At 42.8% G+C, this 25,386-nt stretch carries 22 protein-coding genes and 1 tRNA gene; 17 read left to right on the forward strand and 6 right to left on the reverse strand.

The window, feature by feature from the left end; translation table 11 throughout:
* The first annotated feature begins 9 nt into the window (after positions 1-9).
* Both V7K48_RS08240 and V7K48_RS08245 read left to right on the forward strand, forming a co-directional pair.
* Positions 10-101, forward strand: a tRNA-Ser gene (locus tag V7K48_RS08240).
* A 193-nt stretch (positions 102-294) separates the two neighbouring features.
* Complete coding sequence (locus tag V7K48_RS08245; RefSeq protein WP_335071289.1) at positions 295-1,617, forward strand: ABC transporter substrate-binding protein; 1,323 nt, start codon at positions 295-297, stop codon at positions 1,615-1,617.
* 77 nt (positions 1,618-1,694) lie between these two features.
* Here the strand turns inward: V7K48_RS08245 and V7K48_RS08250 are convergent, their stop codons facing one another.
* Positions 1,695-2,540, reverse strand: coding sequence for a hypothetical protein (locus V7K48_RS08250; RefSeq protein WP_335071291.1), 846 nt, complete (start codon positions 2,538-2,540; stop codon positions 1,695-1,697).
* A 983-nt stretch (positions 2,541-3,523) separates the two neighbouring features.
* Here V7K48_RS08250 and V7K48_RS08255 point away from each other — a divergent pair.
* The 7 genes from V7K48_RS08255 (at position 3,524) to V7K48_RS08285 (ending at position 9,638) form a co-directional block, all read left to right on the forward strand.
* Positions 3,524-3,841: a hypothetical protein gene (locus V7K48_RS08255; RefSeq protein WP_322678631.1), complete on the forward strand. Its 318-nt coding sequence runs from the start codon at positions 3,524-3,526 to the stop codon at positions 3,839-3,841.
* Between the two features lie 205 nt (positions 3,842-4,046).
* The gene (locus V7K48_RS08260) at positions 4,047-5,774 is read left to right on the forward strand and encodes a succinate dehydrogenase/fumarate reductase flavoprotein subunit (RefSeq protein WP_335071293.1); all 1,728 of its coding nucleotides are present in this window, start codon (positions 4,047-4,049) and stop codon (positions 5,772-5,774) included.
* A gap of 164 nt (positions 5,775-5,938) precedes the next feature.
* Positions 5,939-6,349 (forward strand): DNA mismatch repair protein, encoded by a 411-nt coding sequence (locus V7K48_RS08265; RefSeq protein ID WP_335071295.1) that lies wholly within the window; start codon positions 5,939-5,941, stop codon positions 6,347-6,349.
* A 93-nt stretch (positions 6,350-6,442) separates the two neighbouring features.
* The gene (locus V7K48_RS08270) at positions 6,443-7,207 is read left to right on the forward strand and encodes a DUF3825 domain-containing protein (RefSeq protein WP_335071297.1); all 765 of its coding nucleotides are present in this window, start codon (positions 6,443-6,445) and stop codon (positions 7,205-7,207) included.
* A 22-nt stretch (positions 7,208-7,229) separates the two neighbouring features.
* A complete protein-coding gene (locus V7K48_RS08275) occupies positions 7,230-7,436 on the forward strand; it encodes a DUF6887 family protein (RefSeq protein WP_335071299.1) in 207 nt (68 codons plus the stop codon).
* 144 nt (positions 7,437-7,580) lie between these two features.
* The gene (locus V7K48_RS08280) at positions 7,581-8,540 is read left to right on the forward strand and encodes a protochlorophyllide reductase (RefSeq protein WP_335071301.1); all 960 of its coding nucleotides are present in this window, start codon (positions 7,581-7,583) and stop codon (positions 8,538-8,540) included.
* Positions 8,541-9,017: 477 nt separating this feature from the next.
* Positions 9,018-9,638 (forward strand): TMEM165/GDT1 family protein, encoded by a 621-nt coding sequence (locus V7K48_RS08285; RefSeq protein WP_335071303.1) that lies wholly within the window; start codon positions 9,018-9,020, stop codon positions 9,636-9,638.
* Positions 9,639-9,764: 126 nt separating this feature from the next.
* On the opposite strand, the gene V7K48_RS08290 is transcribed toward V7K48_RS08285, so the two are convergent.
* On the reverse strand, positions 9,765-10,658 hold the full coding sequence (locus tag V7K48_RS08290) for a tetratricopeptide repeat protein (protein WP_335071305.1): 894 nt from the start codon (positions 10,656-10,658) through the stop codon (positions 9,765-9,767).
* Between the two features lie 378 nt (positions 10,659-11,036).
* Between V7K48_RS08290 and V7K48_RS08295 the strand changes: the two genes are divergently transcribed.
* Positions 11,037-12,062, forward strand: a complete 1,026-nt coding sequence (locus tag V7K48_RS08295; protein WP_335071307.1) for a hypothetical protein — start codon at positions 11,037-11,039, stop codon at positions 12,060-12,062.
* A 197-nt stretch (positions 12,063-12,259) separates the two neighbouring features.
* Here the strand turns inward: V7K48_RS08295 and V7K48_RS08300 are convergent, their stop codons facing one another.
* Positions 12,260-13,429 (reverse strand): homocysteine biosynthesis protein, encoded by a 1,170-nt coding sequence (locus V7K48_RS08300; RefSeq protein WP_335071309.1) that lies wholly within the window; start codon positions 13,427-13,429, stop codon positions 12,260-12,262.
* Between the two features lie 602 nt (positions 13,430-14,031).
* Here V7K48_RS08300 and V7K48_RS08305 point away from each other — a divergent pair.
* The gene (locus V7K48_RS08305; protein WP_335071311.1) at positions 14,032-14,910 is read left to right on the forward strand and encodes a DUF4231 domain-containing protein; all 879 of its coding nucleotides are present in this window, start codon (positions 14,032-14,034) and stop codon (positions 14,908-14,910) included.
* Between the two features lie 749 nt (positions 14,911-15,659).
* On the forward strand, positions 15,660-16,844 hold the full coding sequence (locus V7K48_RS08310; protein ID WP_335071313.1) for an anion transporter: 1,185 nt from the start codon (positions 15,660-15,662) through the stop codon (positions 16,842-16,844).
* Positions 16,845-16,950: 106 nt separating this feature from the next.
* Here V7K48_RS08310 and metK read toward each other — a convergent pair whose 3' ends face one another.
* Both metK and V7K48_RS08320 read right to left on the reverse strand, forming a co-directional pair.
* The gene (gene metK, locus V7K48_RS08315; protein ID WP_335071315.1) at positions 16,951-18,225 is read right to left on the reverse strand and encodes a methionine adenosyltransferase; all 1,275 of its coding nucleotides are present in this window, start codon (positions 18,223-18,225) and stop codon (positions 16,951-16,953) included.
* A gap of 266 nt (positions 18,226-18,491) precedes the next feature.
* Positions 18,492-19,496 (reverse strand): phosphoribulokinase, encoded by a 1,005-nt coding sequence (locus V7K48_RS08320; RefSeq protein ID WP_334968573.1) that lies wholly within the window; start codon positions 19,494-19,496, stop codon positions 18,492-18,494.
* A gap of 1,203 nt (positions 19,497-20,699) precedes the next feature.
* On the opposite strand from V7K48_RS08320, the gene petH reads away from it, so the two are divergent.
* The 5 genes from petH (at position 20,700) to V7K48_RS08345 (ending at position 24,791) form a co-directional block, all read left to right on the forward strand.
* Positions 20,700-22,088, forward strand: coding sequence for a ferredoxin--NADP reductase (petH, locus tag V7K48_RS08325; protein ID WP_335071370.1), 1,389 nt, complete (start codon positions 20,700-20,702; stop codon positions 22,086-22,088).
* 234 nt (positions 22,089-22,322) lie between these two features.
* Positions 22,323-23,609: a homoserine dehydrogenase gene (locus V7K48_RS08330; RefSeq protein ID WP_335071372.1), complete on the forward strand. Its 1,287-nt coding sequence runs from the start codon at positions 22,323-22,325 to the stop codon at positions 23,607-23,609.
* A gap of 90 nt (positions 23,610-23,699) precedes the next feature.
* Entirely contained in the window at positions 23,700-23,933 is a 234-nt protein-coding gene (locus V7K48_RS08335) for a hypothetical protein (protein WP_335071317.1), read from the forward strand.
* A 164-nt stretch (positions 23,934-24,097) separates the two neighbouring features.
* On the forward strand, positions 24,098-24,460 hold the full coding sequence (locus tag V7K48_RS08340; protein ID WP_335071319.1) for a hypothetical protein: 363 nt from the start codon (positions 24,098-24,100) through the stop codon (positions 24,458-24,460).
* Positions 24,461-24,563: 103 nt separating this feature from the next.
* Complete coding sequence (locus tag V7K48_RS08345) at positions 24,564-24,791, forward strand: hypothetical protein (RefSeq protein ID WP_335071321.1); 228 nt, start codon at positions 24,564-24,566, stop codon at positions 24,789-24,791.
* 177 nt (positions 24,792-24,968) lie between these two features.
* Here the strand turns inward: V7K48_RS08345 and V7K48_RS08350 are convergent, their stop codons facing one another.
* Positions 24,969-25,364 carry a hypothetical protein gene (locus tag V7K48_RS08350; protein ID WP_335071323.1) on the reverse strand — a complete coding sequence of 132 codons (396 nt, stop codon included), beginning with the start codon at positions 25,362-25,364 and terminating at the stop codon, positions 24,969-24,971.
* Between the last annotated feature and the right edge of the window lie 22 nt (positions 25,365-25,386).

A 25,386-nucleotide genomic window follows, 5' to 3' on the forward strand; every position in this document is an offset into this window, starting at 1 on the left:
CGTGAGTCAGGAGAGGTGGCTGAGTGGTCGAAAGCGGCAGATTGCTAATCTGTTGTACGGCAGGCAACTCCGTACCGAGGGTTCGAATCCCTCCCTCTCCGTTTTCCAGTTTTTAAAACACGGAGTATGTTCTGTGTACAAAATTGAATATTAATTTAAGGGTTAATACTTCTATTTCCAAAGATGGATGATATGATTTATCCTTTGGAGTCTTGATTTAGATTCAGCTAAGTTACAAATCTAGTTTGAATCTTATTTTTAGGCTCCTAAATATCTAAGGAGTAAAAGTGATTAATGAAAAAAATTAGCGCCGCCTTAACCTTCAGTATAGCTACCCTAGCAATTGGGTTCCTAGTTGGGGCTTGTGGTGATACCAATACCCCCAATGGCACAGCTAACAATGGAAGTACTGCTACCCCAGTGGCAAACTCAACTACCACAAGCAATGCTAAAGGGCTAAAAATTGGTTCCCTGCTACCGACAACAGGTGACTTGGCTTCTATCGGACAACAGATGAGCGGTTCTGTCCCTTTACTTGTCGATACAGTCAACGCTTGTGGTGGCGTGAATGGCGAACCAGTGACCTTGGTGCAAGTAGACGACCAAACCGACCCCAAAGCTGGTGCTGCGGGTATGACCAAACTGGCAACTTTGGATAAGGTGGCAGGTGTAGTTGGTTCCTTTGCCAGTAGTGTTTCTAGTGCAGCAGTCTCTATTGCCACACCGAATAAAGTCATGCTGGTTTCCCCTGGTAGTACCAGTCCCGTCTTTACTGAAAAGGCCCAAAAAGGCGATTTTAAAGGCTTTTGGGCGCGTACTGCTCCCCCCGATACTTACCAAGCACTGGCATTAGCTCAACTTGCCAATAAAAAAGGTTTCAAGCGAATTTCTACAGTCGTGATTAATAACGACTATGGCGTTGGCTTTGAAAAAGCATTTGTGCAAACTTTTGAAAAATTGGGTGGAACCATCGTTAATAAAGATAAGCCTGTTCGCTACGATCCAAAAGCGCAGACATTTGATACAGAAGCAGCTGCTGCATTTGCTGGTAAGCCAGATGCAGTGCTGGCGGTATTATACGCTGAAACTGGCAGTCTGTTCTTGAAAGCCGCCTATCAGCAAGGTGTGGCTAAGGGAGTACAGATTCTGCTTACAGATGGTGTGAAATCACCTACTTTCCCCGAACAAGTTGGCAAAAGTAATGATGGTAAATATATTTTAACTGGAGCGATCGGTACAGTACCTGGTTCTGATGGTAAAGCACTAGAGGCTTTTAACAAGCTGTGGAAGGATAAAAAGGGTAGTGCACCAGGGGAATACGCTCCTCAAACTTGGGATGCAACTGCCTTATTGACGTTGGCAGCGCAAGCTGCTAAAGAAAATACAGGTGTTGGTATAGCCAGCAAAATCCGTGAAGTTGCTAATGGACCGGGCACAGAAGTTACCGATGTCTGCGAGGGACTGAAGTTACTTAAAGATGGTAAAAAGATTAACTATCAAGGAGCCAGTGGCAACGTAGATGTTGATGCTAACGGCGATGTCGTCGGTGTATACGATGTTTGGACAGTCGGAGACGATGGCAAAATCAAAGTAATTGATAAAGTTACCCCCAAGTAGAAAGTTAGGAGTTATCAGTTAAGAGTTATGAGTGAAACATTACTAACTCTTAACTTCTAACTGATAACTCCTAACTTTTAAAAGCCAGTAAAGTTGTAACCAACTCCTAACAACAAGCCCACATCAGTTTTATCGAAAAATCCGGCATTCACAGCAGCCGTTGCTGTGAATTGACGAGTTAGAGGCACATCAATGCCACCAGATACCAAAAAGGCAAATTGCGAATCATCACCAGTTTTGTAAGCTCCACCCACTCCGATGTAAGGTGCAATTGCTAACGGTTCGCTAAAAGCATCTGCTGACTTGAAAGAAAAATCGTAGGTGATCGGAAGTAGAATTGTGGTGTTGTCCCCAAATACGGCTGAGGGTCGCACCGATATAGAATTTGTCAGTCCGATTTTACTGACTACCGCGAAGTTACCGTCGCTCAAAGACGAGTCAGCATCACCACTCAAACCAATGTTAGCAGCAACGCCAATGTAGCTGCTGCCACCACGGGTAGTTCTACCTAAATCAATATCCGATTGCGCCACTTTGGGAGCAGATGGTTGAGCAGTAGTTTGAGAAATTGGTTGTACAAACTCAGAAGTGAGCGTCGCAGATGAGGTTGCCACTGTGCCTGGAATGGGTGTAGGTGTTACACTGGGGTTTTCCAGTATCGCAGCGTTGGGGAACTGCTGTGCCTTAGTTAAATTTGTTACTGTAAATGTTTCAGTTGTTTCTGTAGAGAGATTTTGGCTTGCAGTGTCTAGTTCTGTACTAAACTCTTTGGGAGACGCTACGGTTGCGGAAGGCTCGGTTAATGGCTGACTGCTCACCTTGTCCACTGTCTCGGCACTTGCAGATAAGCCGCTATTCAAGACTGCAAGAGCAGCTATAATTGGCAACCAAAAAACACCTTTACGAAGAAAAATAGTATTCACATTCACTCCTAAAACAATATTGCCACGAAAAATAAAGGGTTTTGTTGATTGAAGTCAACAAATTCGGGCAATACTCAAAATTTAACACCAAAAAATCTATTTTTACATCCTGACTTTGCTGGATTTATCTAGTTAATATTTACTAGCAAAAAAATAAATCCTATATCCTAAATATCCGGAATTTCACAAATGACAAAAATTATCTTGGCTTTAAGCAAAGAGTCTATTTGTTAAAGAAGTGATCAGGATTGCGAAAAATTTTACTAAAAAACTTAGTCTATATCAACATCGAGCTTTCTTAGTCCAGTTTTGCGTAAAAGCGTAGCTTTTTTAATGCAGGGAAACAGATTAACATTAACATTGAATTGGGATGCATTAGCATTGTAAGGGGACACATTCACAATGTGGCCACACACATTAACATTGAATTGGGATGCATTGGCATTGCAAGGAGATACATTTACAATGTGGCCGACGCATTAACATTGAATTGAGATGCATTGGCATTGTAAGGGGACACATTCACAATGTGGTCGACGCATTAACATTGAATTGATATGAATGGGCATTGCATCGGGATAGATTGGCATTGCAACATATTGCCAAATTTAATTCTCTACGAATTAATGAAATACTGTACTTAGTCTTTGTGCCAACTGTTCAGCACATTGGCTTGAATCTAGGATGGCGCGTTAGCCGTACGGCATAACACACTCTTGCATTACTAGGTTTTTAGGACTCGTGTGTACACGATAGTACAAGAGAAGGGAGAGAATTCCAAGCTGTGACGACTACAGGAGAAGGGCTTCCCGTAGGGTATGGTCGGTTTATTTACGCCACGCTGTACTAGGAATTGCGCTTTGTAACAATAAAAGTTCATTGTAAAGTGATATTACAAAGCTTGCAAAAATATTTAGAAATTGTCAACAAGGCAAACATGGTTCTAACCTAGAACCTATTAGGAGAGACTTGAGGCAAATGTGATGAGCGGAAATAATATTCAAAAATATCGGTTTGTCTGTACCCTGACTTTCGGTGATATCTACGGTCAAATAATTGTTTGGTTGATTACAATTACCCTAAGTTTGGCATCAGCCTTGGCGCTGATGGGTGCCAAGCGACCCGTGTACGCTTTAGCAACAGCGGGTCTCGTCGTTCTGCTATCGCTACCTTTCTTGTTGTTTGCGTTTGTCACTACCTTGTTAAATCATATTGAAGTCACTCCTGTAGGACCTGGAACCAAAATGGAACCCATACCAGGCAATGTGTCTCAGCAACAACCTGTACAAGCAACTAGCTAAAGAGTTAGGAGTTATGAGTTAAGAGTTATGAGTGACTTCATCTGTTCCATAACTCTTCATTTTTAACTTTTCACTCCTAATTTCAAAATTTGTAATGCATCCCTGTCTATAGGCAGGGAATTTTTTTGTAGAGAAGCGATCGCAATTCCTGATTAATCACCTCTTTACAATAGAACAGCAGTGGTTTGCAATCAGAGGGCTAATTATGCTGGAACACGATGTGATTATTGTTGGGGGTGGATTAGCAGGATGTCGCGCTGCTGTAGAAATTGCCCGTATTGACCCCAGTCTAAATATTGCTGTGGTTGCCAAAACCCACCCAATTCGTTCCCACTCAGTCGCGGCTCAAGGTGGTATGGCTGCATCGCTGAAAAATGTTGATTCCGAAGATAGTTGGGAAGCACATGCTTTTGATACTGTCAAGGGTTCTGATTACTTGGCAGACCAAGATGCTGTGGCAATTCTCGCCCAAGAAGCACCAGATGTGGTAATTGACTTGGAACACATGGGCGTTTTGTTCTCTCGCTTACCCGATGGACGCATTGCTCAACGGGCTTTTGGTGGACATTCCCACAACCGTACTTGCTACGCCGCCGATAAGACCGGTCACGCGATTTTGCACGAATTGGTTAACAATTTGCGGCGTTATGGGGTGCAAGTTTATGAAGAATGGTATGTGATGCGTCTGATTTTGTCAGAAAATGAGGCTAAGGGTGTGGTAATGTTCCATCTTTTGGATGGACATATCGAGGTGGTGCGAGCCAAGGCGGTGATGTTTGCTACAGGAGGCTATGGTCGCGTTTATAACACCACCTCTAACGATTACGCTTCTTCTGGTGATGGTTTGGCAATGACTGCGATCGCCGGTTTGCCCCTCGAAGATATGGAATTTGTCCAATTTCATCCCACTGGTTTATATCCAGTAGGAGTGCTGATTTCGGAAGCGGTACGGGGGGAAGGGGCTTATCTGATCAACTCCCAAGGCGATCGCTTTATGGCGAACTATGCACCTAGTCGCATGGAACTAGCTCCTCGTGATATTACCTCACGGGCGATCGCTTACGAAATTCGCGCCAGTCGTGGTATTCATCTCAATGGTAGTGCTGGTGGCCCCTTTGTCTATCTGGATCTACGCCATCTGGGCAAAGAGAAAATTATGAGTCGCGTCCCCTTCTGTTGGGAAGAAGCACACCGTTTGGTAGGTGTTGACGCGGTAACTCAACCGATGCCAGTCCGTCCGACAATTCACTATTGTATGGGTGGTATCCCAGTTAATACTGATGGGCAAGTCCGCAGTAGTGGCGATGGTTTGGTTGATGCTTTCTTTGCCGCTGGCGAAACATCTTGTGTTTCCGTACATGGTGCGAATCGCTTGGGGAGTAATTCTTTGCTGGAATGTGTAGTTTATGGTAAACGGACTGGGGCTGCGATCGCAAAATTTGTGCAAAAACGTAAGTTGCCCTCTGTAGATGAGCAACGCTATGTAACGGAAGCCCAGCAACAAATTCAAGCTTTGCTAGAACAACCAGGGCAGTACCGCATTAACCATGTCCGTCAAGCCTTCCAGGATTGTATGACTGAGTACTGCGGTGTTTTTCGTACAGAGGCATTAATGAGTGAAGGGTTACACAAATTAGAAGAAATACAACAGCAATTTCCGCAAATTTATTTAGATGACAAAGGTAGTTGCTGGAATACCGAACTCGTAGAAGCCTTGGAACTGCGAAGTTTGATGGTAGTGGGACAGACTATTTTGGCATCAGCCCTGAATCGTCAAGAAAGTCGTGGCGCTCATTTCCGCGAAGATTATTCGCAGCGAGATGATACCAACTTCCTGAAACACACAATGGCTTACTATTCACCAGCAGGAATTGATATTCAATATCGTCCCGTAGCGATTACCATGTTTGAGCCAAAAGAGCGGAAGTATTAGTTATTGGGTCTTGGGGGTTAAAAAATGTTTTTCTTAATCCCTAAGATATAAAGATACAAGGAAAATATGAGTTTTGGTGTTAGTCCTGATCAAATTATAGGTTGGGTGGGAATAATAAGTTTAGTTTACCTGCTCTTCTAAAAAAAATTGTGAGGTTTTAAGCCATGCCAGAAATGAGTATTAGTGATTCTGTAGCCCATTCCTTAGCAAGATATCGTAATCATTTGGAGTTCAATGGATATCATGTTGAAGAAGGGGATGATTTACTTTTATGTCGTCATCCTAGAAAGCAAAATTTGATTGTTAAATATATTTCAGGTAGAGGGGTATTAATTAGAACTCTTTATTCTCTTGAGTCAAATGTTAAGAGAATACACCTTTTAGAATATATGAACGAATTGAATTCGGAGTTCGTATTTATGAAGGCGTATATTGATGAAGACAATGATCTGTGCCTCGAAACTTTTTGTGAGGGAGACTATGACAGAACAAATTTTTCAATTCTTTTAGATAATATTGAATATGACATGGAAATTTTTGGCAATCACAAGTTAACACGAGAATATTTGCAGTAAGTAGAGATATTAGATTTCACGAGCGGAGGGTGGGTATCACCCACCTTTAATTAGCTCTCAAGTAAGTTAAGCCCTAAATTAAGTCTTGAAAGTATGTGGCCTAAAGATTTTTTTGAATTTGCGTTTATTCCAGATATGGATGCTAGTCTTCAGAAATTAGCAAAGGAGGAGACTGAATCGGAAGACTGGAATTATCAAAATACGGTTATTGATCGTTCTCTTCCAGTTCTTTACAACTACATTCGTTACACCTACTGCAAGGTTGCTGAAGAAGGAAAAATTTCCCTTTCTGAGGATGGTCAATACAGTTGTTTTAATACAGGTCTTGTCACACCTAGCCAAGAGGCAATTTATGCTTCGTTTGAAGTTAATCGCAAAACAGACGTACAACTTTGGTTCTTCAAGGCTTGGCTCCGTCGAGGACGCTGGGAGTTAAACAGCTTTCCAGAACTTCCTGATTTAGCTCACTACTTTGATGACCCAGCTTCACTTGTTTTTGACACTCGCAAAGATTTGAGAATAAATGTAGAACATATCATTGAAGAGAACAAAGAACGTTTTCCAGAGCCATACAAATCTATGGATAACTACGCTCTTCAAACTTTCTTGAAGGGAGCGATAGACAATGCGAAAGAAAGAGTTTGCAGGAATTACAAGACAGCAATCCCCCAATACTACAAAGGGCAGATTCAATTACTTCTACCACTGTGTATAGGAAACCCTCAACGAGCAGACCTTGCTTTAGTTGTTGAGAGACATTCAACCTTTTACCGAGCTTCAACATGTCTTACACTTGACATGGCATACAACAATGCTCGTCAAATCACAAAGCCTGATCGGGATTGGTTACAGCCTTAAAAGCTTGGAAATTTGTTCTATAATGCAGAATCTCAACCAAATGACCAATGCTGAACTAAAACGGTATATTTCAGAACATAGAAATCAAGAAGAAGCTTTTCGGGCTGCATTACAAGTTTTGATAAGTCGTTGTGACTCTGCTACACAACAACCTTATCCTTTCAATCTTGACAATCCTGAGAGCGAGGTAGAAGCTCTTTTAAGAGAGAAACTCAATCGAAGTGAATGATTGCCTAACAGTAAAATCTAATGACGTTATCAAGTTTTGTAACTCTGTCATCTTAGTTCAGCCTAATACAGTATTCAAAAAGCTGGTGACAATGATGGCTCACTGGTGTGAGATCCTAGAGACAGTCAATGAAGGCTGAACAGAATGGAACAACATCAGAAGCCAACGGTTGTAATTACGGGTGCCTCTTCGGGGGTGGGTTTGTATGCTGCAAAAGCTCTTGCTGAAAGGGGATGGTATGTGGTACTCGCCTGTCGGGATTTAGCGAAGGCACAAAAAGCTGCCCAAGCTGTAGAAATCCCCTACAACAGTTACACCAGCATACATATCGACCTTGGCTCCTTGGAAAGCGTTCGACAGTTTGTGAACAACTTCCGAGCTAGTGGAAAGTCCCTAGATGCTTTGGTGTGCAACGCCGCAATTTATATGCCCTTAATAAAGGAACCGTTACGCAGTCCAGAAGGATACGAGTTAAGCGTTGCGACAAATCACCTCGGACATTTCCTATTGTCCAACCTGATGCTAGAGGATCTGAAGAAGTCATCTTCAGAGCCAAGGCTCGTCATTTTAGGAACTGTCACTCACAATCCAGACGAGCTGGGTGGGAAAATTCCGCCACGTCCTGACTTGGGAGATTTGCAAGGCTTTGCAGAAGGATTTAAAGAGCCAATTTCGATGATTGACGGCAAGAAATTTGAACCAGTCAAAGCTTACAAGGATAGCAAGGTTTGCAACGTGCTGACTATGCGGGAACTGCACCAGCGCTATCACGAGTCAACCGGTATCATCTTTAATTCTCTCTATCCGGGATGTGTTGCAGAAACGCCGCTATTTAGAAACCACTATCCCCTGTTTCAGAAAATCTTCCCATTATTCCAGAAGTATATCACTGGGGGATACGTGTCTCAAGAGTTGGCGGGAGAACGGGTTGCTGCGGTGGTTGCCGATCCTGAGTACAATCAATCTGGTGCTTATTGGAGTTGGGGAAATCGCCAGAAGGAAGATGGCAAGTCCTTTGTTCAAAAGGTTTCTCCGCAAGCGCGTGATCATGAAAAAGGCGATCGCATGTGGGAATTAAGTGCAAAGTTAGTTGGACTTGCGTGATGGAAAAGAATTTGGTATTAGCCTTGTGCATGATTATATCGATTCATCGATCCACTTTTTTGAATGAATTGTCATTATGTGCGGGTAAGTAATAGTTGAGGTGATTATTATGTCACCTCTGGCTTTATTGGTAGCTTTACCCTACACAGCCAACAGGTTACACGGTTGTAGTGTGAGTGCAATGTCTGTTTTGAAAAGTGCCGCTTCACTCTCTCTCCATTCTCGACTCTTGACTTTTAGCTGGAGAAAGAGGTACAATCACATTCGCGTAGAAGGGGAGTAGCTAGCTGGCTAAAAAACTAAAAGCCAGTACATCTGAATCAACATACTGGCGATGAGCCTGGTTCAGATGGCAAGTAATCAATATTTGAAAGCGAGACCTTCACTAAGTTCACACCGAAAAGTGTAAACTTGGTGAGGTCTTTTGGTTCTCATCAAGCTTCACATCGGTAAACGATTCTTCAGGAGCTTGAAAGAGTGCTAACAGCTTTTACCGCAAGTTTATTACTAATAACAGTTTCGGAACTAGGCGATAAAACATTTTTTATTGCTGTGATTTTGGCAATGCACCACTCGCGGCGGCTGGTGTTTATAGGTGTGACATCTGCTTTAGCCGCGATGACAATCCTTTCGGTGCTATTTGGACAAGCGGTATCTTTGTTGCCAAAAGTTTATATTCATTACGCCGAAATAGCTTTATTTATTGCCTTTGGTATCAAGCTGTTGTACGACGCGAGTAAGATGTCCGCTGCTGCTTGTGATACAGAAGTTGTACAAGAGGCCGAAGCTGCGGTGAAAAAAGCAGATTTGCAGCTACCAAAGCAAAAGACTTCCTTGGGAATTATAATAGAAGCCTTTGTGTTGACATTTATGGCAGAGTGGGGCGATCGCACGCAAATTGCCACTATTGCTCTAGCAGCAGGTAATAATCCAATTGGAGTCACAATAGGTGCAATTTTAGGACATGCCATTTGTGCTGCGATCGCAGTTATCGGCGGCAAAATGATTGCCGGACGCATTTCTGAGCGTCAACTCACCTTTATTGGTGGATGCCTGTTTTTGGTCTTTGGTATCGTTGCTGCCATTGAGGGAGCGTAAGGGGATGAGGATTAGGGACTAAAGAAGCAGGGGGGCAGGGTGCAGGGGAGAAGAAAGATGTTTTCCCCTCTGCCCCCTGCACCCCGCCCCTTTGACTCTTTTCAATGCCCCATGCCCCACTCCCCATTACTTGGGCGTACTTTCCAATGAAGGCGCTTTAGATGTGGCAGGACTAGGAATGGGGGAAGCTGTTGCTGCCTTGTTAATTTCGTCTTTGTATTGAGCAGGTGCTAAAGCTGCGGCACTATCAAACAAAGGTTTTGCATCTGCGTCTTTGCCCTGTTGTTTCAGGAGCATCGCTTTTGCCACAACAGGGCGAAAATCCTTGGGATCTTTCTTAATTGCTTGGTCATATGCAGAGCTAGCTTGAGCGTAGCGTTTCTGGGAAGCGTGAACAGAACCTAACAGCACCTGCACGGCTACTGTATCTACACTTCCGGGCTGAATTGTATTTGCTTGGGCTGCGTTAGAGAGGGTTTCTTGCAACAAACCAATGGCTGCTTCGGGGCGTTGCTGACTGATCAACAGAGCCACCATTCCTTGCAAAGCCTTCAAATCGCCTGGTTTGGTGGACAAAATCGAACGATAAGCTTGAGCGGCTCCTTCGCGATCGCCAATTTGCTGTTTAGCTTGAGCTAGTAGCACTGAATATTCTGACTGTTCAGGATTCAGCTTGGCTAGCTTTTCTAAGGGTTCAATCACAACTTGGATATCAGCTGGTTTAATCTCACTTTTTTCTTTTTGACTCAGTAATTGTAGCCGCGCCTGTAATAGGCCCTTAAGCGCAGTCTGATTTTCTGGTTCCCTTTGCAAAACCAGTTCATAACCCCGTACTTCGTCTTCCAGTTTTGATTTTTGGTCAGCGGAGGGCAAACTGCCTCTGCTGCTAGCGGTAGTCTGGTTTGAGGATGGCGTATTATTAAATGCTCCAATTATGGGAATTACCGAAACACCCACAAAAGCAAGAATTGCCAGCGCCAAGACGACTTGAACTATCCAGCGATTGCGCGGTTGAGACACAGTTTTGTCTTTCTCCTGAACTTTAATGACATTATCATTTACACAAATCGTAAAGTTAAAAATTTCTAAAACTTTGCGGAATACCGCCAATTGCCTGTGAATTTTATAACAATTAACTATCCACACTGCTAAAGTAAGTGATGACTTTAGGAGGAGCCGTCAAAATTGTAGCTATGATATGCTTCCGAAACTAGTGTAAAGGCGCTAAATTACACATTTAGTGTTTATACACTAAATTTAGCGCCTTTAGGATTGTCTAGAGTATCCTAGTGTGACTTTGTGAAAAGCTAATATACTTTCATCAGTCGCACAAATGCTCTTTCCAGCTGCCTTTGTAAAATCCCACAATGGGATGTGTCTCCGCCGCAAGGAGTTTTTATGAATTCCGACCTGATGCCGTTGCCTGAATCCTCCAATTCCTCTGCCTCTAACCAGGGCCCAACTAACATAGAGGCAGCCGCTAATGTTCATATAGCAGCCCAGTCCTCTAAGCTTGAAAATTCGCCTGTCAATCCCAGTGAGACTGACTCAAATGGGAACTTAGTCAATCGACAGCAACCGATTCCGCCTCCCAGCGAACCGATGCAGTACCGAGCGATCGGGTTAGTCCGGGGTCGCTATCATGCTAGCAGCGAACAATTTACTCAAGGTACGCTGCTGACCATAGATGGTGTAGAACTCAATGCCGTCCTCCTAGGCCGGATTATGAGCTTAGTCAAGAATCATCTAGACTTAGAAAAAGAACATTTATGGGTAGTATATCCACGCACAAGACAAGAAAATGATACCTTGCACATCCAAATCGTCGGAGTTTGGGAGCCAGAAAATCTGGCTAAAAACTCAACAGATGAGGACGAGTCAGATTTGGAGTTGCAAGAGTTACAGACGACCGATGATGGCTTATCCGAGAAATCTGAACTAAGTACAACTGCGGTGATCCCCTCATCAGAAGTTGCAGATGGTGGTTTTTCTGTTCGTGGTGAAGTAGTATACCAATCTTTTGATGCTAAAAGCTTGGTAGTCAAGATTAGGCAGGCTCCACGCAAATCAACTGACAAACCCAAGTATTTTAAGTTGAAATTGAGGGGTGTACTAACCACCAAAGCAGTGGGAAAATTCTGGGACTTCCAAGCCAAGCGGGAAGCTGACGTTTTGGTAGTAGAAAAAGCTGAGGTGATCGCTGACTTGCCCAAAAAACGCAGACCACCATTCAAAGGTGGTCCTCGTGCCGGTGGTTCTGGTGGTGCTAGTGGTAGAAAACCATTCCCCCCCAGACGCAGTGGCGAAACCCCACGTCCTATCAAGAAAACAGGCGCAGGCGGCGACCCCTCTGTGGTGTCAAAACCTATACCAAAAATGCCCACTCCTAAGCCCATCAAGCGACCGAAACCAACTCAAGAGTAGGGCATTGAGCAATTCAATTTTGGATTTTGGGTTGACGATAGCACAGCGTAAAGCCAACTCTACCGAGGCTGCGCCAACGGCATGGCAACTCTTAGAGACGCTGTTCGTGTTCGCTTAGAGCAAGTCTGCAAGCGTCTTTTAGATTAAATTTCAATCTAAAATCCAAAATCTAAAATTCTTACCCCCAGTCCCCAGTATCAAAAATCCGTCCGACGGTCTTGGGGTAGAAAAGATCGCTCCATCGGAATTGGGGCAACTGGTTCTGTGAGGGTAAACGTACCTGCTTCGATCCACTTTTTCAACTCTAAGGCGACTTGCCTAGAAAAAAACAAACTCGCTAAGGGGGCAGAGCGTACTGCTTTGCCCTCAATGGTGATCCGCCCAGATTTAAGCTGGGCGTAACTCACCAAACCAAAAGTGGGACGGACACGCCGGGGAATGGAAAAATCTACTATTGGGGCTACTAAGTCTTGATCTTGCACAGCACAGTGTTCAACTACTTGTTCATTTAATACAGGGAGTGGTACACCAACGCCTAACATCAATGAGGGGCCATAACTTTTGAAGTAACAACCTCGCACCCAATGAGCATCCATTTGCTTGGCATCACCAATTAAAGCTAAAGTGGCGGAAGGCCCAATCGGTGTACGATTAGCTAAACGCTTTTGTAAGGGGAAGTGCTGAGTGCCTTCCCAGGCGACATAGCCAACACCACCGCCTAAAAAAATTCTTGTACCTATACCAACGAGTTGCAAATCAGGGTCGTTGAGTAAGGGGGAAATGGCACCGGGGTTAGAATAAACTGCATTCCCCAGACGCGGTTGTAAAGGGCCGAGATAGGTGAAGAGGGGGCGATCGCCACCATTTACACCAACAATAAAATTTTGATAAAGATTGCGCGGATTAAATAAATAAAACTGATTAATCGTTTCACTGGTAACTGTAGTTTCAAAACTTGCTCTCGGGTAACAATCTGTTACTTGTCCTTGTGCTTTTACATGTATAGGTTTACCAGCGATCAAATCTTCGATTACATGACCACCACCACGTTCTCGGACTTCCTCCCCGTCCATCGCTTCCATAGCACAACTCGCACCCAAATATAAATCTACTGCCCCAAAACCAGAGTATGCTTGCACGCCATCTAACCAGCAACGGCGAATTTTTATCGGGGGGTCAGTGTGTCCGAGATTAATAATTGCACCACTTGATTCCATCGGCTCAAACGTGCCAGTGGTAATTACATCAACTTCTTTAGCAGCTTTAGTAACACCGATTTCAACAACTCGTGCTTTTAATTCTTCAGTTGTCAACACTACCGCACGTTGGCGGCTGATTTTCTCGTTAATTTCTGCAATTGTTCGCATCTTATCAGTGCTAGCGCTTCCTGCTGTCTTCCTTTTTGAAGGATATCTTGATAAATCACAGACTCTTATATAATTTTCTCTCGAAATAGTTGTCGCCAATCTCTGCGCGACAGCTTAACATCCCAAATAAAGTTAAAATTCAAAAAAATAATTCAAGTATTGCAAAGTTCAGATTATATATTTTTTTGAAGCAAGCACGCTATCTATGTCAAAATTATTCTTTGTACCTACGTAAAATTACTAGAAAGAAAGCCTTGCATTATCAATCAAATGTATGTATGGTTAGATTGATGAGATTCACTGGACTTAAATAATTTTACGTCAACCGAAAGAAACATTTTTGGCTTTTGTAAAGCATTCTAAGCCAACTAGTCAATCACAAACTGAGAGCTAATAGCAGATGCTAGAAGGTTTTGGGAAGGGAGAAACTACCTAAGAGCAATAGTAGAAGGGATGTCTAAGCAAAAGTTAGAAGGCTAGCTATTTATAATAAAGCTGCTCTCTGGCGAACTTATCCTGACTTCTACTCCCTCAAACAATTCTACTTATTGCCATTCATTTTATTGCTACATTTCACCCGATAACAAATTAAGTAAGAAGCAATGACTACTTCTGAATTAACTAATCTTGAGCAAAAAAACCAAAGTAAGATTTCTAATAGAGTTGAAAATTTATCCTCCCCTTCAGATGAAAAAAAGTTGTTCAACTTGAAAGTAATTGAGTATTTATTACTTGCAGCTTTTGTCTCTTCTGGACTCTTTATTATTTTTCTTTTGGAGAATAAAATATTTGTAATTTCTGGAGCGATATCTCTAACTTTTTTATTTTTTTTACTGCTGATCAATAGACAAGTATTTCAGAACTATAAGAAGGCTACTTATCAGTCTGAACTCACCAAAAAAGCTGAACTTTATAGTTATCTATTGACTAATCCTAATTCCTGGGATAAAGATACGCTGACTCTGACAAGAGGGAAGGCTTTACAATATAGCCAAGACTTGATTGACGATTATAAAAGAATTAGGGGTGTATCAAGGAACCTTTACTATGGTTTGCAAATTGCAACAGTGATTTTATCAGGGGTCACGCCAATTTTAGTTCTGGTAGACAAATTAGAAGCAGGACAAGCTTGGCTCAAGTGGCTCCCTGTACTCTGCCCAGCTATTGCTTCTATAGTTGCCAGTATAGTTACCTCTTTTCCTTTTCAGAAGAATTCGCTTGCTGCTAACACAGCCGTTGAATTGTTAGAAGCTGAACAAGAGAAATTTATATTGGGAGTGACTCTACCTTATCGTTGCTATGATGTGTCTGACGAAACCCAACAGCAACAAAAGGCAAGTCAGGCATTAGAACACTTTATTGTTCAAGTGAACAACATTCATCTCAACCAATTGCAACAAACGAGTGAGACGCAATCAGAGAAGACAGAATCTGCTCTATCTAATGAGTCAAACAAAGCAGGAGCAGAGGTAACGAAATAGAAGGACACCTGATTAGCTAATTGTGGTCACGAATCAGTCAAATAATTTTGGATTTTGGACTTTCCTGCGGAACGCTACACGTAGCTTGCTTCTCCGTTCGCGGAGCGTCTGTCTGCGACACGCTGCGCGAACGTAGAGAAGGAGTACGGCTACGCTCAGTCGAACGATTTTGGATTTTGGATTGACCCCGACCACAAGGATACGCGGCAAGATGATTTAAATTTTGGATAATGGAATTGTTCCGCCCAAGCAATGTCGGGGCATGAACCGAAATAATTTTTAGTTCTTCAATCTAAAATTTAAAATCTAAAATTGGTACGGTCGAGTATTGTTTGTGGTTATTGTTTCAAACAAGATTTCTTCAGATTGACTAGAAAGGCTAGATTCCCGACTTTTTTAATAAGTTGGGAATCTTATTGTTATTTTACTCCAGTATTGCTTGTCACAATCGCCTCTGAATCTGCAACACTTCACCCAACTCGTGTCGTCAAGGAAATAGCGAAAATTCCGTGAACCGTATACTGGGGAGCATCTGTGTCATTGGCTTTGGTGTAGCTTTGAGCAATGTGAAAGCTTGGGTTTGTGGTTAAAAGTGCTGGTTACAATCTTGGTTTCTTTGATTCTAGCAGCGATGCCTGCGGCGGGCTATGCCTACGCAGTTGTGGCTTGAGAAGTTTTTTGGTTCTGTGTACTGAAACAAAAACAGGAGTTAATAGAAAGGCATCACATCAAAAGCATCTAGCGAAATTATGATTGTTTTCAGATACATGATCATTGGGCTGACTTATATAGGCTTGAGTTTAGGGTATCTACCTGGTTTGCGGATGAACCGAGCTAGTATTGCTTTAGTTGGGGCATCTTTGCTCATGGCATTAGGGGTATTAGACCTTAAAGAAGCATGGCTTGCCATAGACTATAAAACGCTGATTTTCCTGTTTGGCATGATGGTAATCAGCACAAACTTAGCTTATGCTGGTTTTTTCCAACTAACGCTTAATACAGTTACACACTTTACCCGCAGCCCTTTGGGTTTGCTGATTGTTTTAACTTTTGGCAGTGGAATTCTCTCCGCTTTTTTTCTGAATGATACCATCGCTCTGATTCTGACTCCTTTGGTTCTCGGCTTAACCCAAGCTTTGAACCTCAATCCTATTCCTTACTTACTTGCTTTGGCGGGAGCAACTAATCTGGGTTCAGTGGCTACCTTAAGTGGCAATCCGCAAAATATCCTGATTGGTTCCTTCTCTGGTATCAGCTATCTCAATTTTGCTAAAGCATTGACTCCCATAGCATTAGTAAGTTTATTCATACAAGTTGGATTACTGTGGTGGCTTTATCCTGATGTCCGTTCTACTAAGTCTTGTGCGAGCGTAACCCCCGTGCGTTACCGCGTATTTAAACCGTTACTTACTAAAAGCCTATTGATAACCGGAGGACTATTAATTGCATTCTTAATTGGGATAGCCCCAGCCCAAGCAACACTTGTAGCCGCTAGTTTACTGTTTATTACTAGACGAATTAAACCGCAACGAATTTTAAATAATGTAGATTGGGATTTACTGGTGATGTTTTCTGGACTGTTTATTGTGACCGCTGGAGTGGAAAAATTAGGAGTATTGAATTTATTTGGCGGTTTAGTTGATACTCCCCTGAGCATATTAGGGGTTACTGCTCTCTTTTCAAATTTAGTTTCCAATGTTCCAGCAGTATTGCTATTACAACATTTACTTCCCCATCCAGACACAAAAACCTGGTTACTATTAGCAGCAGGATCTACCTTGGCAGGTAATCTAACTTTGTTAGGTTCAGTTGCTAATTTAATTGTTGCTGAGGCTGTTATAAAACTTGGTTATCAGTTGTCATTCTGGGAACATTTACGTTTTGGTCTACCGCTAACTGTCCTGACTCTCATTCTGACTTATTTTTGGATTTAGTCATTAGTCATTTGTTTCAATGAAAGATAAATAAGGGTATAAGCAAGTTGTTAAGTTGCCTATACCCTCAGATAAACATGTTAGGTTTTTGTAGTAACGTATTAGTCTAAGTTAGTGCCGGAGCAACTACTGCCGAAATTGACTCGTTTGCTGCTTGCTTCAACAATTCGGCTTTATCGGTCTGTTCCCAAGGCAAGTCTAAATCAGCCCGCCCAAAGTGACCGTAAGCCGCGACGTCCTGATAAAAACGTCCGCCTCGTTCACTTGGTAAGTTGCGTAAGTTGAAGGTATGGATAATCCCTGCTGGACGCAGTTCAAAGTGCTGGTTGATTAATTCCAGTAAGGTTTCTTCATCTACTTTGCCAGTGCCAAAGGTATCCACCAGAATGCTTGTTGGTCGTGCTACACCGATAGCATAGGATAGCTGGATTTCAACTTTTTCTGCTAACCCAGCGGCGACAATATTTTTCGCCACATAGCGAGCCGCATAGGCAGCAGAGCGGTCTACCTTGGTGGGATCTTTGCCGGAAAAAGCGCCGCCACCATGCCGTGAATAACCACCGTAAGTGTCAACTATTATTTTCCGTCCTGTCAAACCAGAGTCTCCCTGAGGGCCACCAACGACAAATTTGCCAGTGGGGTTAACTAAAAAACGTGTTTCCTGATTAGGCTTAATGTCAATGTCGCCAAAAACAGGTTCGACCACTGCTGACCACAGGTCTTGTTTAATCTTGGCTTGTACCGCCGCCTCATCTGTAATTTCCCCAATAGTGGCTGTATGCTGGGTGGAAATCAGGATAGTATCAATGCCTACAGGGCGTCCGTTTTCGTAAGCCACAGTTACTTGGGTTTTGCCGTCAGGACGCAGGTATGGCAGTTCACCAGTTTTGCGGACTGCTGCCAGTCGGCGAGCAATGCGATGGGCGAGACTGATGGGTAAAGGCATCAGTTCTGGTGTTTCGTTGCTGGCAAAGCCAAACATTATACCTTGATCGCCTGCGCCAATTTTGTCGAATAGTTCATCACTATCTTCCTGGCGGGTTTCTTGGGCGGTGTTAACGCCTTGGGCAATGTCAGGTGATTGTTCGTCTAAAGCTACCAGAACGCTGGTGCTGTTAGCAGAAAAGCCATTATCGGCATTGGTATAGCCAATTTCGGCAATTTTTTTGCGGGCAAGATTGACGAAATTCACATTGGCTTTGGTGGTTATTTCACCAGTGATTAGCACCAAACCAGTATTAACTACTACTTCAGCAGCAACACGGCTGCTGGGATCTTGTGTCAGTAGGGCATCCAGAATGGTATCAGAAATCTGATCGCAGATTTTATCTGGATGACCTTCGGTGACTGACTCGGAGGTAAATAGATATCGACGAGACAAAGGAAATTCCTCCTTTATTGAGTTTTTTTCGCTGACTAAATATGGGTATTTAGTTCAACTATCTAATTTATGAAATCATAACAATATTTATACTTCAGTAGTTAGTATCTTCTTAATATTGATAAAAACCACTAGCTATAAGGTAAGTATCTGTAAAGAAGATAAATTTATGCTAATTATTTTCTGGATAAAATGTATTTAATAACACAAAAAAAGGGGGACACCCAGAAGCGCCCCCACAAACTTTGACACAAACACTGCTGCTTTTAAACCTGAACTGCTAACTTTGCTTCCGTAGCTGTCAACCGCTCATAGGCAGCACGCATTTTCAAACCTGTAAGCACTTGGAAGAAACCAGTACCATTATTGGAACCTGGATATTCGCGGTGCTGGAGTAACAAGTGGGTTAATTCACCCTGATATTTTGTGGATGTATTGCTGAGATGAGTTTCGATATAAATTACTTCTTCCAAGTTGTCAAATTGACCATCCACCTCTAATACTGAGACATAACGACCGTAGTAAACATCTGACCCGTAGTATAGTTGCATACCAGGATATGAACAGGTCAGCTTGCGTCCACAGGGAGTCCAATTAATTGTTGACCCTTCATCAAAAAGATAGGTTGGCTCAAAGCCTTCCTTACCTTCCCGTTGGAGCATACGTACCCTTAAGACTCTGCGCTCCGTGTCGTTTTTGATCAAGTTTGTGGGTAATACCTGGAGAACCACATCAGCAAATTCTCTTTGTGGTTCGATAAATTTATCAAAGTCAGGTTTGCGGGAATTGATTTGTGCTAAAACATCTTCATAGCGATGACCGCGTTCAGCCATATCTCGCTGGATTTTCCAAGCAATTTTGACTTCATCGCTAATGTCAAAATAAACACTGAAGTCGATTAGCGATCGCACCCGCTCATCATATAAAGGATGCAGCCCTTCAACAACTATAATGCGATTCGGCTCGATCCGCTCTGGCGGATCAAGCAAGCCGGTTTCATGATTGTAAATCGGCTTATCAATCCCTTGACCATTTTTGAGCGCTTTTATTTGCTCATACATCAGGTCAAAATTGTTCGCCCTGGGGTCTAATGCAGTTATCCCCGTTTCTTTACGCTGTTTGCGATCCAGGGAGTGATAGTCATCCAAGCAGATGACTGTCATTAAATCTTCACCAAATAAATCTATCAAACGACGCAAAAACGTAGATTTCCCGCACCCAGAGTCTCCGGCTACTCCAATCAGTACCACGCGTTCCGGCTTACTTGTCATAAATTTCCTCTAAAATACTAAAGTTGTGTCAATAATTTTTCACACAGCAGATTCTGAAGCCAGGAGTTTACCCCTTTGGTTTATCCTGCGTTCTTGCTACCTAGCACATCTATAAGACACCAAGCGGGTTGGCAACAAAATAATTAAGTTGCTACTCGTCGGACTAGCCTGAATGTTGGTGCCGGTAAGTATTTAATCCTAGTGGTATATTTGATTTTAACAGAAGGGGGTATCCCAATACAAGATTGCTGTCAAGAAGAATTAGCGTGGTTCATCAATCATTTTGTTGATTTAGTCGTTAATTTAAAAATGGGGATCATCACCGCCCATGAGTGTTACGCCTTTGTCAGTTTGTTACTTGTGACTCTATATAATCAAGTCTATAAGCTATAATTTATAATCGCAGCGAATTTTTTGACGTTCCTAAATTGTAATTCCGGCTGGACAATGTTTAAGATATTCAAAGCAAAAATCTATCCAACGAATGAGTCAACAAGTTGCATTAGTCAAATTATTGGCAGTAAATTTATGGATATGCTCAAATAGAAGTGTCGGCGTTATGGCAAAGTACTGATAAAGGTTGACAGATTTTTCACATCAAGTAAAACTGATTACAGTTGATTAAATTAGGGTTCTCTCTGTCATTCTATTTGTAGCTAGAGTCTGTCCTAGTCATGTAATTATCCATAGACAGGTTATGAATATAGCTAACAACATTCCCAGAGAGTAGTGGATTTGGAGAAGTAAAACCAATCGGAAGAAAACCTTCCTCTCCTTGGCATTCTTCAGTTTAAACCCTTAGAGTAAGCAAGCACAACGGCAACTTCTGGAGGTAAACTGAGCGGTAATTTTCACCAATCAAAGCAGGCCTCGGACAATATCTGTCATTGTAAATTGCTCGTTGGGTAGTAAAGTAAAAAGCTATCTCCCTAATGGGGGTGGTAGTTAACGAAAAAAAGATTAAATTGACTCATTATTAACATTCTCCACAAGACTTCTCCTTTACCTTAGAAGGTGAACAGGTGTGTTTTTTGCTATGCCTGCATGTCTTTGGTGAGTGTACTTAGCAAGGCATTAATTTAATGATGCCGTTTTTCCTTCAAGGCTAGTTTTGTGAAACGAAAATCCGGTAAACTAAAGCTGGCATGGGATGGGAATAGTTTTTTGAAAAACGGTTAAGTAAATATCGGAGTGGTAGAACGAATGTACAATCAAGGTGCTGTTGAGGGTGCTGCCAACACAGAATTAGGTAGCCGCGTCTTCCTCTATGAAGTAGTGGGTTTGCGTCAGAGCGAAGAAACTGATCAAACTAACTACCCAATTCGTAAAAGTGGCAGTGTGTTCATCAGAGTGCCTTACAACCGCATGAATCAAGAAATGCGACGTATCACTCGTCTAGGCGGCACAATTGTTAGCATCCAGCCTGTAACTGCTCTAGAGCAAGTTAATGGTAAAGCCTCACTTGGAAATGCTACAAGCGTTGTCAGCGAGTTAGCTACATCTGGGGAAACTACTAACACTGAAGTCAGCGAGTTAGCTACATCTGGGGAAACTGCTAACAGTCAAGGAAATGGTAAAGCCACACCTGTGAATCCTAATAGTGAAGTCAAAGGCTTCACTAAACCACCAGCTGAAGAACAGCTCAAGAACAAGGACAAGAAAGGCAACACCATGACTCAAGCGAAAGCCAAAAAAGACCAAGGTGACGTTCCTGTCAACACTTACCGTCCCAATGCTCCGTTTATTGGTAAGGTAATATCTAATGAACCGCTAGTCAAAGAAGGTGGGATTGGTATTGTTCAACACCTTAAATTTGACATTTCCGCCGGGGATTTGAAGTATATAGAAGGTCAAAGTATTGGGATTATTCCGCCAGGATTAGACAAGAACGGGAAGCCGGAAAAACTCAGACTATATTCCATCGCCTCAACTCGTCATGGCGATGATGTAGATGATAAGACAGTATCACTGTGCGTCCGCCAGTTGGAGTACAAGCACCCGGAAACTGGTGAAACAGTCTACGGTGTTTGCTCTACACACCTGTGTTTCCTGGAACCAGGGGCAGATGTAAAAATTACAGGGCCTGTGGGTAAGGAAATGTTGTTACCCAATGACCTTGATGCTAATGTCATCATGTTGGCAACCGGAACAGGTATTGCCCCGATGCGGGCTTACCTCTGGCGTCAGTTTAAAGATGCTGAAAGAGCAGCTAACTCAGAATACGAATTTAAAGGATTCTCTTGGCTAATATTTGGTGTGCCGACAACTCCAAACTTCTTATATAAGGAAGAACTGGAAGAAATTCAACAAAAATATCCTGATAACTTCCGCCTTACTGGTGCCATCAGCCGCGAACAGAAAAATCCCCAAGGCGGTAGAATGTACATCCAAGACCGCGTAGCGGAACATGCTGATGAATTGTGGCAGTTGATTAAAAATGAAAAAACCCACACCTACATCTGCGGTTTGCGGGGTATGGAAGAAGGTATTGATGCAGCCTTAACTACTGCTGCTGCTAAGGAAGGCGTAACCTGGAGTGATTACCAGAAGGAACTCAAGAAAGCTCATCGCTGGCACGTAGAAACCTACTAAGTTACGAAGTTCAGAGCGGCGCAAGCCGCCTCTGTGACTCTCGCTGAGTTCCAAGTTCTGAGTTATGAATCAGTAGGGTGGGCAGTGCTCACCCTACAATTGTTTTGTGATGAATATTATAAATAGCTGAGGAAAGAGTTCTAAGTTCTGAAGAGTAAAGTACTAAGTACTGATAACTACTCAGCACTCAGCACTCAGCACTCAGCACTTAGAAATAAATTGGGTGCAAAATTTGTGGGTGTGAAACTAGGAATACTGGGATTAGGCACCGTGGGAACGGGGACAGTGCAGTTGTTGCAAGATAGGGCTGGGCGTCACCCGTTGTTGCAAGAGATAGAAATATACCGGGTGGGAGTCCGATCGCTAGATAAACTCCGTACAGTAGAATTGTCTACAGAAGTCTTAACGACAGATTTAGAAGCTATTGTCAACGATCCGGCAGTAGATATAGTTGTCGAGGTGATCGGTGGATTGGAACCGGCGCGATCGCTAATCCTTAAAGCTTTGAGTAATGGTAAGCACGTAGTCACCGCCAATAAAGCAGCGATCGCCCGCTTTGGGGCAGAAATTTTCACAACTGCCAATCAAGCTGGCGTATACGTGATGATAGAAGCCTCTGTGGGTGGTGGTATTCCTGTGATTCAACCCCTAAAGCAGTCTTTAAGTGTTAACCGCATTCATACTGTAACAGGCATCGTTAACGGTACGACTAACTACATCCTGACGCGGATGCAAACAGAAGGCAGTAACTTCAGCGATGTTTTGGCTGACGCCCAGCGTTTGGGTTATGCTGAGGCTGACCCCACAGCCGATATCGATGGCTTAGACGCAGCAGATAAAATTGCCATTTTGGCATCATTAGGCTTTGGTGGACGCATCAACTTGCAAGATGTTTATACTGAGGGGATTCGGCAAGTCAGCAAGACAGATATTGCCTATGCTGAAAAATTGGGATTTGTGATTAAATTGTTAGCGATCGCTAAACGTGATACTCCATCATCTCCTCTCTCCATCAGAGTTCATCCTACCTTAGTGCCCCAAGCCCACCCTTTGGCTAGCATCAACGGCGTTTACAATGCCATTCTTGTCGAAGGAGAACCTATCGGCCAGGTAATGTTTTTCGGCCCCGGTGCTGGTGCTGGTGCAACCGCCAGTGCTGTCACATCAGATATTTTGAATTTAGTTGCTGTGCTCAAAACCAATACAGCAGTTGCAAATCCATTATTAACTTGTGGGCATCAAGAATACTGCCAAATTGCGCCGATGGCAGAACTGATAACTCGGTTTTACGCCCGTTTCCTCACGAATGACCAACCTGGAGTTATCGGTAAATTGGGGACTTGCTTTGGTAACTATGGCGTTAGCTTAGAGTCAATTGTCCAAACTGGCTTTAAAGGGGAACTAGCAGAGATTGTGGTTGTTACCCATGATGTGCCAGAAGGTAACTTTCGGCAAGCTTTGGCAGAAATTCGGAATTTGTCAGCGATCGAAAGCATTCCCAGTTTACTGCGTGTACTTTGAGATTATTGTTTAGCGATCGCAGGGAATCTTCATCAGCGAAGCGAGATAAAGGCGCACCGAGCTTCGCAAAAATTAAATAGGAGTTTGATATTGCAATCAAACGAGAAGCATGATATTGAATTCGGGCAGTCGTTTATTGAATTTGGGCAGTCGTTTACTGAATTCGGGCGATCGTTTATTGAATTCGGGCAGTCGTTTATTGAATTCGGGCAGTCGTTTACTGAATTCGGGCGATCGTTTATTGAATTCGGGCAGTTGTTTACTGAATTCGGGCAGTCGTTTATTGAATTCGGGCAGTTGTTTACTGAATTTGAATGTTTGTAAATAAATTTACTTAATAAATATAATATTTTTTGTATTATATATTTTATATAATACTGAATATTGCGGGTGTTAATCACCCCGGTTTTATTTATCATAATGGTGTAAAGACAAGGATAGAAGTCAGTTTTTATCCTTGTGCATGATTAAGAAAAGGAAAGTTATTTATGTCACGTCCAAAACGTGGGTCTAAAGTACTTGATAGAGCACAGCGTCGGATTGCCGCTTTGAAATCGATTAGTCCCACCTTAGATTTATGTAATGGAGTCACTATTGACACCTTTGCCGCCGCCATCAAAAAAACACAGGACAAGTTGGAAGCTTATAACTCCAGCCTCTCCACCGTGGATCTAACTCAGGGAGCTTTAGAATTAACCGAAAAGTCGCTGATGGAACTAACAGAACATGTGTTAGTCAGCGTAGCTGCAAAGTATGGCAAGAATAGCGATGAGTACAAAATGGCGGGGGGCGTTCGTCGCAGCGAACGCAAGCGTCCAGTGCGGAAACCTAAGCAAGAGGTTGTTACTTGATAAAGACAATACATTTGGGTTTTTTTAACACTCTCCCGAATTCAACTCAGGAGATTCTTAGTTAGGTGGTGAACCAATCGATAAATATTATATTGGCTCTCTTTTGGGCGATCGCTTAACTCACGCTGAATATGATAAGGATAAATGGAAAAATGACCCACGCGATACTACAAGCGAAGCATTAGCTGAGTTAATTGGTTCCTTGGAAATTGCCTTGCAAATTGTTAATGGCGATTCTCCTTTAGAGACGCTTTGCGATCGCACCATTAGTAAAACTCAAGCAGAAGCGTTGGCAGACTATTTTAATGTAGATATCAGTTTATTTATTTAGCTTATCTTTCATAACAACGCTCTTAAAACCAGCGCTTGGTATTGAGCCGGAAATTTAATATTTTGGTATGAGGTTAAAGGTATCTAGACGCGCAGCGGCTTGTACTTAGACATCGCTTCTCCACTCGATCAACAGCTACAAAATCTTTTGCCAGTTAGCTTCTAGAGCTTGAGTAAGCTATGTACCTGTATTCAAAATCTTATGTCCTAGCCATCCCAAACCCAAGCCTAGACTAGAAATGCTAGCTAAAATTAGAAAAGTATGAATCTTGCTAAAAGATTTTCGTAAATTCTCTCCAGCCATACCCGCAGCCACAACCACAGCCATAGACACACCCCCAGCCACAGTCCCAGCGACAACCAGAGTCACAACTACAGTCCCAACCACGGTCACACCCACAGCCTCAGCCACAGTCAAAGACCAAGACCAAGCCCCAGTCCAAGCCACAGCCTCAGCCCAAACCAATCGTCCTCTTCCCAATTCCCTTTCAATAGTATATTTGCCACCTTGTAATTGATCACCTGCTACCCAAGCCATCTTTGCAACTCTCAAAATATTTGTATTAATTTTCACATAAGAAAGCCTGAAGAACTGG

The sequence above is a fragment of the Nostoc sp. genome (assembly GCF_036919615.1).
Taxonomy (GTDB): Bacteria; Cyanobacteriota; Cyanobacteriia; order Cyanobacteriales; family Nostocaceae; genus Nostoc.

What these genes read in the sequence shown, in the direction of transcription:
- V7K48_RS08245 (WP_335071289.1), top strand. Translation starts at nt 295, where the DNA reads ATGAAAAAAATTAGCGCCGCCTTAACCTTCAGTATAGCTACCCTAGCA.
- V7K48_RS08255 (WP_322678631.1), top strand. Translation starts at nt 3,524, where the DNA reads ATGAGCGGAAATAATATTCAAAAATATCGGTTTGTCTGTACCCTGACT.
- V7K48_RS08260 (WP_335071293.1), top strand. Translation starts at nt 4,047, where the DNA reads ATGCTGGAACACGATGTGATTATTGTTGGGGGTGGATTAGCAGGATGT.
- V7K48_RS08265 (WP_335071295.1), top strand. Translation starts at nt 5,939, where the DNA reads ATGCCAGAAATGAGTATTAGTGATTCTGTAGCCCATTCCTTAGCAAGA.
- V7K48_RS08270 (WP_335071297.1), top strand. Translation starts at nt 6,443, where the DNA reads ATGTGGCCTAAAGATTTTTTTGAATTTGCGTTTATTCCAGATATGGAT.
- V7K48_RS08275 (WP_335071299.1), top strand. Translation starts at nt 7,230, where the DNA reads ATGCAGAATCTCAACCAAATGACCAATGCTGAACTAAAACGGTATATT.
- V7K48_RS08280 (WP_335071301.1), top strand. Translation starts at nt 7,581, where the DNA reads ATGGAACAACATCAGAAGCCAACGGTTGTAATTACGGGTGCCTCTTCG.
- V7K48_RS08295 (WP_335071307.1), top strand. Translation starts at nt 11,037, where the DNA reads ATGAATTCCGACCTGATGCCGTTGCCTGAATCCTCCAATTCCTCTGCC.
- V7K48_RS08300 (WP_335071309.1), bottom strand. Translation starts at nt 13,429, where the DNA reads ATGCGAACAATTGCAGAAATTAACGAGAAAATCAGCCGCCAACGTGCG.
- V7K48_RS08305 (WP_335071311.1), top strand. Translation starts at nt 14,032, where the DNA reads ATGACTACTTCTGAATTAACTAATCTTGAGCAAAAAAACCAAAGTAAG.
- V7K48_RS08310 (WP_335071313.1), top strand. Translation starts at nt 15,660, where the DNA reads ATGATTGTTTTCAGATACATGATCATTGGGCTGACTTATATAGGCTTG.
- V7K48_RS08320 (WP_334968573.1), bottom strand. Translation starts at nt 19,496, where the DNA reads ATGACAAGTAAGCCGGAACGCGTGGTACTGATTGGAGTAGCCGGAGAC.
- petH (WP_335071370.1), top strand. Translation starts at nt 20,700, where the DNA reads ATGTACAATCAAGGTGCTGTTGAGGGTGCTGCCAACACAGAATTAGGT.
- V7K48_RS08340 (WP_335071319.1), top strand. Translation starts at nt 24,098, where the DNA reads ATGTCACGTCCAAAACGTGGGTCTAAAGTACTTGATAGAGCACAGCGT.